General features: G+C 69.1%; 13 protein-coding genes. 6 read left to right on the top strand and 7 right to left on the bottom strand.

Features of this window, described 5'->3' with window-relative positions; genetic code table 11:
* The first annotated feature begins 83 nt into the window (after positions 1 to 83).
* From QRX60_RS25755 to QRX60_RS25740, 4 genes are read left to right on the top strand one after another with little or no spacing between them, the layout of a single operon-like run.
* Entirely contained in the window at positions 84 to 791 is a 708-nt protein-coding gene (locus tag QRX60_RS25755) for a phosphoheptose isomerase family protein (RefSeq protein WP_286003339.1), read from the top strand.
* Entirely contained in the window at positions 788 to 2,935 is a 2,148-nt protein-coding gene (locus QRX60_RS25750; RefSeq protein ID WP_286003338.1) for an AAA family ATPase, read from the top strand. Before QRX60_RS25755 ends, QRX60_RS25750 begins: the two co-directional genes overlap by 4 nt.
* Positions 2,932 to 3,588 carry an HAD-IA family hydrolase gene (locus QRX60_RS25745; RefSeq protein ID WP_286003337.1) on the top strand — a complete coding sequence of 219 codons (657 nt, stop codon included), beginning with the start codon at positions 2,932 to 2,934 and terminating at the stop codon, positions 3,586 to 3,588. Before QRX60_RS25750 ends, QRX60_RS25745 begins: the two co-directional genes overlap by 4 nt.
* A gap of 1 nt (position 3,589) precedes the next feature.
* A complete protein-coding gene (locus QRX60_RS25740) occupies positions 3,590 to 4,033 on the top strand; it encodes a hypothetical protein (protein WP_286003336.1) in 444 nt (147 codons plus the stop codon).
* On the opposite strand, the gene QRX60_RS25735 is transcribed toward QRX60_RS25740, so the two are convergent.
* From QRX60_RS25735 to pdxR, 4 genes are all read right to left on the bottom strand, one after another.
* The gene (locus QRX60_RS25735; protein WP_286003335.1) at positions 4,014 to 4,736 is read right to left on the bottom strand and encodes an SDR family oxidoreductase; all 723 of its coding nucleotides are present in this window, start codon (positions 4,734 to 4,736) and stop codon (positions 4,014 to 4,016) included. The genes QRX60_RS25740 and QRX60_RS25735 overlap by 20 nt on opposite strands.
* A gap of 118 nt (positions 4,737 to 4,854) precedes the next feature.
* Positions 4,855 to 5,286, bottom strand: coding sequence for a CBS domain-containing protein (locus QRX60_RS25730; RefSeq protein WP_286003334.1), 432 nt, complete (start codon positions 5,284 to 5,286; stop codon positions 4,855 to 4,857).
* A 102-nt stretch (positions 5,287 to 5,388) separates the two neighbouring features.
* Positions 5,389 to 5,811 (bottom strand): hypothetical protein, encoded by a 423-nt coding sequence (locus tag QRX60_RS25725; RefSeq protein ID WP_286003333.1) that lies wholly within the window; start codon positions 5,809 to 5,811, stop codon positions 5,389 to 5,391.
* The gene (gene pdxR / locus QRX60_RS25720) at positions 5,808 to 7,220 is read right to left on the bottom strand and encodes a MocR-like pyridoxine biosynthesis transcription factor PdxR (protein ID WP_286003332.1); all 1,413 of its coding nucleotides are present in this window, start codon (positions 7,218 to 7,220) and stop codon (positions 5,808 to 5,810) included. The genes QRX60_RS25725 and pdxR overlap by 4 nt, the downstream gene beginning before the upstream one ends.
* Before the next feature lie 77 nt (positions 7,221 to 7,297).
* On the opposite strand from pdxR, the gene QRX60_RS25715 reads away from it, so the two are divergent.
* Positions 7,298 to 7,870, top strand: a complete 573-nt coding sequence (locus QRX60_RS25715; RefSeq protein ID WP_286003331.1) for a TIGR03086 family metal-binding protein — start codon at positions 7,298 to 7,300, stop codon at positions 7,868 to 7,870.
* Here QRX60_RS25715 and QRX60_RS25710 read toward each other — a convergent pair.
* Positions 7,863 to 8,819, bottom strand: a complete 957-nt coding sequence (locus QRX60_RS25710) for a neutral zinc metallopeptidase (RefSeq protein ID WP_286003695.1) — start codon at positions 8,817 to 8,819, stop codon at positions 7,863 to 7,865. The genes QRX60_RS25715 and QRX60_RS25710 overlap by 8 nt on opposite strands.
* Positions 8,820 to 8,991: 172 nt before the next feature.
* Here QRX60_RS25710 and QRX60_RS25705 point away from each other — a divergent pair, with 172 nt between their 5' ends.
* Positions 8,992 to 11,004 carry a prolyl oligopeptidase family serine peptidase gene (locus QRX60_RS25705; protein ID WP_286003330.1) on the top strand — a complete coding sequence of 671 codons (2,013 nt, stop codon included), beginning with the start codon at positions 8,992 to 8,994 and terminating at the stop codon, positions 11,002 to 11,004.
* On the opposite strand, the gene QRX60_RS25700 is transcribed toward QRX60_RS25705, so the two are convergent.
* Together QRX60_RS25700 and QRX60_RS25695 are read right to left on the bottom strand one after the other, a co-directional pair.
* Positions 10,994 to 11,308 carry a DMT family transporter gene (locus QRX60_RS25700; RefSeq protein WP_286003329.1) on the bottom strand — a complete coding sequence of 105 codons (315 nt, stop codon included), beginning with the start codon at positions 11,306 to 11,308 and terminating at the stop codon, positions 10,994 to 10,996. The genes QRX60_RS25705 and QRX60_RS25700 overlap by 11 nt on opposite strands.
* Positions 11,308 to 11,919 (bottom strand): FMN-dependent NADH-azoreductase, encoded by a 612-nt coding sequence (locus QRX60_RS25695; RefSeq protein WP_286003328.1) that lies wholly within the window; start codon positions 11,917 to 11,919, stop codon positions 11,308 to 11,310. The genes QRX60_RS25700 and QRX60_RS25695 overlap by 1 nt, the downstream gene beginning before the upstream one ends.
* Between the last annotated feature and the right edge of the window lie 31 nt (positions 11,920 to 11,950).

Here is an 11,950-nt window from a genome sequence, read left to right as displayed (position 1 = left end):
GAAACACTCGTGAACTCGTCGACGACGCCGACGAAACAACCCTGGGGGTTCGGTCGTCGGCCGGCGAGGAGCGGAGGATCCACATGTTCGGGCGTGAGGCCGCGGAACTGTTGCGACGAAGTCATGCGGCAGTGTTCGATGCGATCGAGACACCTGCAGCGTCGCCGCTCCCACGCCCGGACCAGAGCCTGGGTTCCGAGATCGTCCGCCGACTCGAACACATTCACGAGCAGGTACGGATCGCCGTGGCGAACAACACGACCGCACTCACGCTGGCCGTCGAGCAGATCGCGCACTGGATGGACGACAAAGCGATCGTCCGGGTCCTCGGAGCAGGTCGCGCCCGCCTCGCGGCGGCAATCCCCGCGAACCGGCTTGCCCATGGCGGCGCCCGCGTCTACATGCAGGACTCGATCGTCCCGATGCCGCACTCTTTGCACGGCGGCGGCATCATCGCTGCCAGCGCGTCAGGACAGACCCCTTCAGTGCTTTCCGCCCTGACGCAGGCACGCCGGAAGAACCGCGAGATCAGGGTCGTCGGGATCGCGGCGGCCGACGCCACGTCGTTCAAGCAGAACTGCGACGTGTTCATCGCCCTTCCCGGTACGAGCGGCCGCGACGGCTTGAGCGCGCTGGCGGACATCGAGGAATACGCCATTTCCGAGCTGCTCGACGCGATCGTCGTGGCAGCCGGGCGGAGCCTGGGCTACACGGACGCGACCTGGCGTCTCGGTCACGAAGACCTGGGCCCGGCCACCGGCCCCTACGACCACCTGGGGGAGGCACTGTGACGCAGCCGCGTTCGGAACTGATCGGACGTCAGGCGGAGCTCGACCTCCTGGCCGAACTCTCTGCACAGGAGGATGGTTCGGTCGTCGTGGTCGCCGGCCCGAGTGGGGTCGGGAAGACCAAACTCGTCGAGTCGTTCGCCGACTCCGCACATGCCAAGGCGCGTTATCCCCTGACCATCAGCTGCTCCCTGTATCGCACGAACTGGACCAGTGCGCTCGCTCAAATGAAAAGGGGTGTCCCCCGGATCCCCGCGAACGCGACCCAGGAGGAGCTGGAAGCGGCGATCTTCACTCTCGCCCGCAAGGGCGGCGTGCTGCTCGTGCTGGACAACGTGGACAACGAGCACGTTCAGTACGTCGAGGAGTTCATCGAGCGGTGGCAGGAGGCAGCCTCGGGAAGTCTGCTGCTTATCACGGCCCAGACCGACGTGCGAGCAGTCATTCCAGCCGATATCCCCGATCTCCTCCTCGAAGGCCTGCGCCAGGAGGACGACATCCTCGCGCTGCTCGGCGGACTTCGTTCACGGCTGCCGGTCGGCGACCTCGTCGCCGCAGCCGAGAAGCTGAGCGGGAACCCCCAGCTGTTGCTGTTCATGCGGTGGCGGGAGCCTGGCAGCGTGGCGGAGCTCGAGGAGATGGTCGACAAGCTGGCAGATCGCAACCTCGCCCAAGCGGTCGAGGACCTCGTCGACCAGACGAGTTTGCCGACCCTCTTCTTCCTGGCTCTGGGCGTCCACAAGGACACCAGCGTCAGCCAGCGGTTGCTCGCTGCACTCTGGGATCATTTCGGCTCCCGCGGCGCGGAACCCTTCATCCGGTCCATCCAGATGCTGGTCGATCGCCAGTTCCTCGCCCCGACCACGCCCGGCGACTACCGGCTCCACGAACAGGTCCACGTCAACCTCGAAAAGGCTCTGGTCAACCGAGTGGGCCGGGAACGGGTCCCGTCCTTGCACCACTACTTCGCCGAGTATTACCGCCGGGGGCTCCACCACTCGCCGACGAGCACGGCGTTCACGCGCTTCGTCCACCACGCGAGGCTCGCAGGTGATCTCATGCTCATATACCACACACTAATCGACGACAAGATCGTCGATCGGCTGGCTAGCTCGGGCATGGTCCTGCAGGTGCAGCAGGAGCTCGAGTCGCTCGCTCCTTCTCTCGCGGACAGCGGCCTGCGCGCAGATCAGCTCGTTCGCCTCTACGTGGCGCTCGGCCGACTGTGCAACGCTCTGAGCGACCACGACAAAGCCCTGTCATGGATGGAAAAGTGTGCGGAACTGGCCGACAGGAACGAGTCGGCGGCGACCACCAACCGCGAAATCTGGTACGTCAGCGCAGTCGCCTACAGCAACACCGGTCAATCGGACTCCTGCCTCCAGAGTTATTTCAGGATTGTCGAAGCCAGCATCGCGGACGAAGACACGCTCGGCTGCGTCTCGCTCGGCTACCTGGCGCACGACCTCAAATATCGTGACATCGACGAAGCCGATCGGCTCGGGCAGTTGTCGGTCGACTGGGCACGCTCGTTCCAGTCCGGGGTGATTCTCGCGAAGAACCTCTGCAGTCACGCGGAGACGACGGCACTGCTCGGCAGGCTTCGTGACGCGAAGAACATGTACCGGGAGGCGGAAGCGATCGCGACGTTTCACGAGGACAAACGCGAACTCGGCCGCATCCGCACCAACTGGGGCCTCGCCGAGATGTTGTCTGGTTCCGATGGCCTGCAGTTGGTAGAGTCGGGTATGACGCTGAGTCACCAGCTCGGGGACCGTCGCCGGTCTCTGCAGGGAACGCTTTACCAGGGCGTTCTGCTGGCTCGCGCCGGCCAACGCGCACGAGCTCGCGCTTCGATCTTGCAGGCGGCCAAGGGGTTCGGGCTGCTGCACGACGGACGCTACTTCGCCCCCGCGGTTCTCTGGCTGCTCCAGGTGGACGGCGTAACCCACAGTGACCTGTGGGCCGGCTTGGACGTGAGCGTGCTGCGGCCCGATACGCGGGCACTGGCCGAACGGATGCAGAACCATCCGGGATACCGAGTCTACGCCGACTTTTGGCACCGTTCGCTGTCTGCGTGCATTCCGCCGCGGCCCAACGGGCGTCAGGCGAAGAAAGATGCCTCGTACCGAACGGAGCCGACATGAACATGAAAACAGGACTGGTCGGCGCGTTCCGCGCTCTGCTACTGGACTGCGACGGGGTTCTCGTGGACTCGGCCGTGACAGCCGATCTCGCGTGGCGGCTGTGGGCGGACGAACTGGGACTCAGCCGCGACGAGGTCCTCACTGCCGCACGCGGCAGGCGCGTGGTCGAGGCGGTGCGTCGGTTCGTGGACGAAGACTCGGTCGCGCTCGAAGCCGAACGGTTCGAAAAGCTGGAGCTTTCCCTGGCCGACGGGACACGAGCTTGCCTCGGAGCCACGAGCCTGACCCGCGAAATCGCCGCATACGGGTGCTGGGCAGTCGTCACTTCCGCCCATCGTTCGGTGGCCACGGCTCGCCTGCTCGCCGCCGGGCTGCCACTGCCCCCGGTCCTCATCGCCGCTGAAGACGTCAGCCAGGGCAAGCCGGCGCCCGACGGCTTCAAGGAAGCGGCAGCTGCACTCGGGGTCGATGCACGCGAATGTCTGGCATTCGACGATCTGGAGGTCGGTGTCGCCGCCGCCGAAGCATCCGGGGCGAAGGCTCTCCTGGTACGGGTTGACGCGGCGGCCGCAGGGTCGATCAGTTCGCTGGCCGATGTCCACATGGAGTTCTCGGACGGCTTCGTCCGGGTGTGGACTCCCAGTGCGGACTGACGTGCCCGATGAGGAAGACTCGAAGGATTTCGATCTGCACCGCATCGGTTGGCAGTGGTTCCAGGCGCACGCCCAGCAGCGAATGCAGATCGTGGGCTTCTGGTTCGTCGCGATGTCGTTCTTGACCACGGGCGCGGTCCTGGCATACGTGAACGCGAAGCTGGTGCCGTCGTTGCTGGTGCAGATATGCATCGCATTGGCGAGCTTGTTGTTCCTCTTCCTCGACCTGCGCACGCGCGAGCTGATCGGCTACGGGGAACGCCTGATGGCGGCAGTCGAAGCCAGACTGGCCGGCGAACACGGTGTCCCGGAGATCAAGATCGTCGCGGAGATGCACACCAAGAAGCGGAAGACCGTTTCCTACCGACTTCTTTTTTCAGCGCTGTACGGCGGGACCGCACTCATCAGCTTGAGCACCTCGGTGCTCACGGTGGTGGTTGCCTAGCGCTCACCCCGTACGGCAGGCTCACCGACGACATTTCGAGGGACCGGATTTCCACGTGCTCCGGCAACGACAGGATGTGCAGGACGCAGTCGGCGATGTCGTCCGGCTGCAGAGCACGTGCGTTCACCTCCGGAGCGCGCGGCGAAAGGCCGGTGTTGATCTTTCCCGGGTAGATGACGGTCACCCGAGACCCCGTGTGGCGAACCTCCTCACGATAGGAATCGAGGAACGTACTGAGAGCCGACTTGGACGCGTGGTAGCCGGACCTTCCGGCAGCCGCGAACAGAGCAGCATCGGAGGCGATGCCCACGAGCTGTCGTGGTGCTGCTCCGAAACGCCGGTGGTACTCGTGGAGAACAGTGAAAGCACCGACTGCATTGGTCGTCACCATGTCCGCCCACTCGGCGGGCGCCTGCGCTTCGACTGTTCCCCAGCGGGCGACGGCCACGGCGTAGACGATCACCTCGGGTCGTGGGGCGTCGTGATCCAACGCAGCGGCGATCGCACCCTGATCGCGGACATCGACCCGCTGGAACGAAAGCGATCCTTCCGGCCCTGGCCGGGGCACGTCGGCGGGCGTGCCCCGGCGGGACCAACCGGAGACGTGCCACCCGGCGGCGGCGAGTCGACCGGCAACCCGCAATCCGACGCCGCTACCAGCGCCGACGACCAAGGCACGCCGTTCGGAGCTTGCTACGCGCATCAGATCCCCTTTACGGCAAGTCGTCGATGGCCGCTCCGACACCTTCCGGCACGGAAAAGGCCCGCTCGACAAGCCGACCGGCGGCCGTCTCTCGCGGACCTTCCCTGTGGACGGACGTCTAGCCCTGGGAGATGTAGGCCTCCAGTTGTTCCTGGCTCTTCTCCAGCTCCTCCATCCGGTTCTTCACCACGTCCCCGATGGAAATGATCCCGGCGAGACGGCCGTCGGCCAGGACCGGGACGTGGCGGATGCGGCGCTGGGTCATCAGGACCGACAGCTGGTCCACCGAGTCGTCCGGGGAACAGCTCGCCACCAGCTTCGTCATGATCTCCGAAACCGGCCCGTCCAGGAGGCCGGGGCCGTGCTCGTTCAACCGGCGCACCACGTCGCGCTCCGAGACGATGCCCGCTATCGACCCTTCCGGGGACACCACCACCATCGCGCCCACGTTGTTTTCGGCCAAGCCGGCCAGCAGCGCGGTCACCGTGGTCTCCGGGGTGACCGTCGCGACTGCCGACCCCTTCTTGCGCAGCAGATCCGCAATCCGCATGGCGATCCTTCCCGTCGGTGAGCTGGATCACCACAGGGTAAGGGCGGCGGCACGTGCGCGAAAGTCCGGCAAACGGGGCGTGTTCGTGGTATTCGAACCGATTCAGCCGAGACGTTCGGCCAATCCGTCCAGTGCGAGGCGGATCCCCGCCGCGTAGTCGTCGTCGCCGAGGGCGTCGAGGCGGGCGCGGGCCAGGGCCAGGTGCTCGCGGGCCGACGCCGCGTCGCCCAGCTTGCGGTAGTCCTCACCCAGGTTGAGGTGCAGCGATGGGTAGAACCCACGCGCGGTCGCCGAGTCGGTCATCGCGCCCGCCGCGGCCAGCGCGCGCAGGTCCCACTCCAGCTCCTCCGCCGGGTCGTCGCAGACGTCGGCCATGTGGTGCGCCAGCGCGACGCGGTGCAGCGGGTCGCCCTCCGGCCCGATCGACGCCCACAACTCCGTGAAGGTCGCGTACGCGCCCGCGCGGTCGCCGCCGATGTGCTGCCGCAGGCCTGCGTCGATCGCCACCAGCACGTCGTCGGTCATCCCGCTCCCCCGTCCGCCAGCGCCCGCAGCCGGGCCAGTCCCGGCCCGATCCGCTCCGCCGCGACCGCACCGTAACCGAAGACCAGCCCGTGCCGCCGCTCCCCCACGGCGAAGTCGCCCAGCGAATACAACCGGACGCCCTCCCGCCGCGCGGCGCGCACCAGCCCGCCAAGATCCGACGAAGCGAGGGCACTCAGGTGCAGACCCGCGGAAGACGGCAACGGCGTCAGGAAATCCGCGAACGAAGCCGCGAGCAGCTCCGACAGCAGTTCGTGCCGCGCGCGGTAGACCTTCCGCATCCGCCGGACGTGCCGCGCGAAGCCGCCCTCGGCCATGAACGCCGCCAGCGCCGCCTGCTCGACGTTCGGCGCGTGCCAGTCGGTGAGGTACCGGGCCTTCACCAGCGCCGGCACCAGCGACGGCGGCGCGACGAGGAACCCCAGCCGCAGCGCCGGCGAAAGCACCTTCGAGAACGAGCCGACGTAGACGACCCGGCCGCGGGAATCCAGGCTGTGCAACGGTTCCAGGGGCCGTCCGGTGTAGCGGAACTCGGTGTCGTAGTCGTCCTCGACGAGCACGGCGTCGTGCCGCTCGGCCCAGTCGAGCAGCTCCAGCCGCCGCTCCAGCGACATCGACACCCCCAGCGGGTACTGGTGCGACGGCGTCACGTACACCAGCCGCGTCCCGGCCGGGATGGCGCTGACGACGATCCCGGACCCGTCCACCGGCACCGGCGCGACCCGCACGCCGCGGGCGGCCAGCACCAGCCGCGGCGGCGGGTAGCCGGGGTCTTCGACGGCGGCCACGTCACCCGCCCGCAGCAGCACGCGCCCGACCAGGTCCGTCGTCTGCTGGGCGCCGGCGGTGACGACGACCTGGGCCGCGCTCGCCCGCACGTCCCGCGACACCCCGATGTGCCGCGCGATCTCGGTGCGCAACGACGCGAGCCCCTGCGGGTCGCCGTAGGTCATCAGGTCGGCCTGGCCGGCGCGCAGCCGCTGCGTGACGAGCCGGCGCCAGGTGTCGAACGGGAACCGCGTGAGGTCCGGGACGCCGGGCCGGAAGTCGAACTCGGGCGCCGGGGCGAACGGCGCGGGTGGCGACGGCACCTCGTCCCACTCCGGCAGCGGGCGGACACCCGAAACCAGGGACGGCGCGGGCCGGGTCAAGGACGTACCCGTGACGAACGTGCCCGCGCCGACGCGCCCGGTGAGGAACCCCTCGGCGGTGAGCCGGTCGTAGGCCGCGCTGACCGTCGTCCGGGAGACCGCCAGTCGCTGCGCCAGCTCCCGCGTGGGCGGCAGCGCCTCGCCGGGGCGGATCCGGCCGTCCAGGATCGCCGCACGCAGCTGCCGGTAGATCGCGTCGCGGTGCCCGCGCGTCCCGCTCAGGTCGATGTGGACGTCCACCACTCCAGATTGGCACACCTGAAGTGACGCGGGTTTGGCACTGTTCGTGGTCCGCTCGTGCGCCTAGCGTGCGAAGCATGGATCTCCGCGAACTCGACCGCCGCAGCCTGCTCGTGCTCGACAAGCTCGTCGCCGCCGCCACGCCCGCCGACCTCGCCCGCCCGACCCCGTGCGCCGGCTGGACGCTGGCCGACCTCCTCCGCCACCAGGTCAGCGAGAACCACGCCTTCGCGACCGCGGCCCGCGAAGGTTCGGCGCCGGACTGGGACGCCGGAGACCTCGGTGACGACGCCTACGCCGCGTACGAGGCCTCTGTCGACGACTTCCTCGACGCCATGGCCGACGACGCCGTGCTGGACCGGCAGCTCACGATCAACCACTTCGGCACGTTCCCCGGGACGATCGCCGCGCACATGCACCTCGTCGACACGGTCGCGCACGGCTGGGACCTGGCCCGCACGCTCGGGCTGCCCTACGAGCCGGACGCCGAAGCCGTGCACGTCGCGCTGCAGCTGGCCGAACGCATCCCGGACGAAGGCCGCGAGAAGAACGGCTCGTTCGCGCACCGCGTCGACGTCTCCGCGGACGCGAGTGAGCTCGACCGGTTCCTCGCCCTCCTCGGCCGCGACCCGGCGTGGACCGTCAGCTGATGTCGCCGGGCGCGGCGCTCCACGTGTCGCACGCCTTCGTCGTCTTGACGTCGTAGCCGGCCTTCGCCCAGGACAGCTGGTGCTCGCGCGAGCCGTGGGTGTCGCTGTCGTTGGCGCGGCCGTAGTCGGCGACGGCGGCGTTGGCCAGCGACCGGCTGACCGAGCCCGAACCGGCGACCGCGGCCAGGAACAGCGCGCCGAAGCAGTTCGCCTGCAGCTCGATCCGGCGGACGACCTCCTTGTCGGCCGTGCTGTCCTCGTTCGGCGAGGTCATCTTGTCCGCCGCCGCGGACAGGATGCCGCTCTCGCGCTGCACGTGGTGGCCGTACTCGTGGGCGATCGTCGCGATGTGGCGGGCCTTGTTCAGCCCGGCGTCCGAGAGCATCCAGTCGGTCGGGGCGTAGATCGTGGTGTCGCCGCCGCAGTAGTAGGCGACGGCTTCGTTTTCCGTCGGCGCTTGGCCGCACGCGCTGTGCTCGGGCAGGGTCACCGAGACGGTCGCGGTCAGCGTCGGCTCGTTCGCCTTCTGCAGCGCCGGGCGCCAGGACTGCTCCAGGCACTGGACGAGCGCCCCGTAGTAGGCCTTGAGCTGCTCTGCGGCCCGGCCGAGGTCCGGCAGCGAACACGTGGCGGGCCCGGGCGTGATGGCGTCGGAGAGCAGCGGGTTGCGGGCCAGCTCCGGCACCGGTTTCGCGGGCTTCCCGTCGGAGCCGCCGTTGTACGCGCGACCGGTGTCGACGCCCTGCGCGACGAACGCGTGCCCGTCGACCCGGTGCGGGATGGTCGCCGCGATCAGCGAGATCGCCAGCACGACGATCATGACCCCGGCGACGGCGCCCCAGAGCCGGCTGCGCGGCGGGGCGATCGGGACGGGCGGTGCGGCGGCCCAGTTCGGCGCCCAGGGGTTCGGCTCGGGCACCCACGCGGGTTCCGGTGACCGGGCCACCATCGGCGGCGGTGATGGCGGCCCGGAGTGCCCCGGCGGAGCCGGTCCGTCGGTGTCGGTCACGTTCTCCCCCTGCTCAATGGCACCAGCATACGGACACCCGGAGAGGGAAGGATCACGAAACGAAAACGCCATCCGGTGGCCATCGGGACCCTTAGCAGGCGAAACTATCCGCATGAGTGTCGAGGACCCGTACCTGTGGCTGGAAGACGTGACCGGCGACGACGCGCTCGGCTGGGTGCGCGCCCGCAACGACGAGACGCTGGCCGAACTGACCGAAGGCGCGCGATTCGCCGAGCTGCGGGACGAGCTGCGCGAGGTGCTCGACGCCGACGACCGGATCCCGTACGTGCGCCGCCGTGGCGAGCTCCTCTACAACTTCTGGCAGGACGCGAGCCACCCCCGCGGCCTGTGGCGGCGCACGACGCTGGAGTCCTACCGGCAGGCCGAGCCCGAGTGGGAGCTGCTGATCGACGTCGACGCGCTGGCCGAGGCCGAAGGCGAGAACTGGGTCTGGCAGGGCGCGACCGTGCTGCGGCCGGACTACCGCCGTGGCCTGGTCGAGCTGTCCCGCGGCGGCGCGGACGCCACGGTGGTGCGCGAGTTCGACCTCGACGCGCACGTGTTCGTCGAGGGCGGCTTCACCGTGCCGGAGGCCAAGACGCGGATCGGCTGGATCGACGAAGACCGCGTCTACGTCGGCACCGACTTCGGCGAGGGCACGCTGACCAGCTCGGGCTACCCGCGGCTGGCGAAGGAGTGGCGCCGCGGCACCCCGCTCGAGGAGGCCGTCACGGTCTACGAGGGCAAGCCCGACGACGTCTCGATCGGCGCGTCGCACGACCCGACCGAAGGCTTCGAACGCGACTTCGTCAGCCGGGCCGTGGACTTCTACCGCTCCGAGCTGTACCTGCGCACGCCCGAAGCGCTGGTCAAGATCGACGTCCCGGACGACGCGAGCGCGTCCGTCCACCGCGAGTGGTTGCTGGTGCGCCCGCGCACGGCGTGGACCGTCGGCGGCACCGAGCACCCGGCCGGGTCGCTGATCGCGATCCGGTTCGACGACTTCATGGCCGGCGACCGCGCCTTCACCACGCTGTTCACCCCCGACGACCACACGTCGCTCGACTACTGGGCCTGGACGCGCCACCACCTGCTGCTCGGCACGCTGCGCGACGTCCGCACCGAGCTGCGCACCCTCACACCCGGCCCGGACGGCTGGACGGAGGAACCGCTCTCCGGCGGGCCTGAGTTCGGCAGTGCGGACATCTTCGACACCGACCCCGACGTCAGCGACGAGTACCTGCTGAACTCCAGCGGCTTCCTCCAGCCGTCGACGCTCAGCTATGGGCACGTCGGCGAAGAGGTCGAAGTGCTGAAGCAGGCTCCGGCGTTCTTCGACGCCTCGGGCATGAGCGTCGCGCAGTACTTCGCGACGTCGGAGGACGGCACGAAGATCCCGTACTTCGTCGTCCGACCCTCCGGTGTCGAAGGCGGCCCGACGCTGCTGACCGGCTACGGCGGCTTCGAGGTCTCGCTGACGCCGTCCTACAGCGGGATGATCGGCCGCGGCTGGCTCGCGCGCGGCGGCACGTACGTCGTCGCGAACATCCGCGGCGGCGGCGAGTACGGGCCGAGCTGGCACACGCAGGCGATCAAGGCGCAGCGCCACCGCGTCTACGAGGACTTCGCCTCCGTCGCCGCGGACCTGGTCGAGCGCGGCATCACGACGCCGGCGAAGCTCGGCATCCAGGGCGGCAGCAACGGCGGCCTGCTGATGGGCGTCATGCTGACGCGCTACCCGGACCGGTTCGGCGCGATCGTCAGCCAGGTGCCGCTGCTGGACATGCGCCGCTACCACCAGCTGCTGGCCGGCGCGTCGTGGATGGCGGAATACGGCGACCCGGACGAGGCCGCGGAATGGGAGTACATCTCGAAGTACTCGCCGTACCAGAACGTCCACAGTGGACGCGCGTACCCGCCGTCGCTGTTCGTGACGTCCACGCGCGACGACCGCGTGCACCCCGCCCACGCCCGCAAGATGGTGGCGCGCATGCGTGAGCAGGGGCACGACGTCCGCTACCACGAAAACATCGAAGGCGGCCACGGCGCCGCGGCCGACAACGAGCAGCTGGCGTTCAAGTGGGCGCTGGTGTTCGAGTTCCTGTGGGAGCAGCTCACGAAGTGACGCGCGCGAGCACGACGCCGCCGACGATCAGCGCCAGCGCGACCACCCGGCCGAGGCTCAGCGGGTCCTTGGTCACGACGACGCCGAGCACGATCGCGCCGACGGCGCCGATCCCGGTGAACACCGCGTAGGCGGTGCCCACCGGGACGGTGTCCATCGCGCGCGAAAGCAGGTAGACGGCGGCGGCGCCGAGCACGAAGCACAGCAGCGTCGGCCACGGCTTCGTGAAGTTCTCCGTCGGCTTGATGCTCTGCGACCAGGCGACCTCGACGAGCCCGGCGGCCACCAGCGTCACCCAGCCCATCAGAGCGCCGCCAGTGCCGCTTCGCGCGAAGCGGCCCGCTCCCCGTCGCGCGCGGCGAGGTGCGGATCGACGAGCGCGTTGGTCAGCTCGGCGTGGACGAACCGGACGTCGTCGACGTCGTAGTGCCCGGCGAAGAAGTCGCGCAGGTAACGCTCGTGGTGGTCGAACGGCGCTCGCGGTGTGCCCGGCGCGTACGTCCCACCGCGGGCGCCGGCGATGACGAACGCCTTGCCGCGCAAGGACATCCGCGGGAACGTCACCTGGTCGATCCACGTCTTGAGCGCGGCCGGGATCGAGAAGTTGTACATCGGCGCGCCGATCAGGACGACGTCGGCTTCGAGCAGCTCGGCCAGCAGCGGTTCGACGACCGCCCACGCTTTCCGCTGCGCGGGCGTCTCGACGACGTCGGCGTAGTGCGCGGGATCGGTGATGCCCGCGGTCAGGAGCGCGTCGCAGATTTCGGTCCAGGCCTCGCCGATCACGGGGACCGGGTCGGCGGCGAGGTCGCGGTAGGTACGGGTGCCGGTCCAGGCGTCGGCATACCGCGCGGACAGCTCGCGGGAGAACGACTGGCGACGGGCACTGGAGTCGAGGTGCAGCAGGTTGCTCACGGTTTCCTCCTCAAGTGGACACGGCGTCCAG

Origin of the sequence: Amycolatopsis mongoliensis, from assembly GCF_030285665.1 — a bacterium.
GTDB lineage: Bacteria > Actinomycetota > Actinomycetes > Mycobacteriales > Pseudonocardiaceae > Amycolatopsis > Amycolatopsis mongoliensis.
This window is presented reverse-complemented; position numbering and strand designations above follow the sequence as displayed.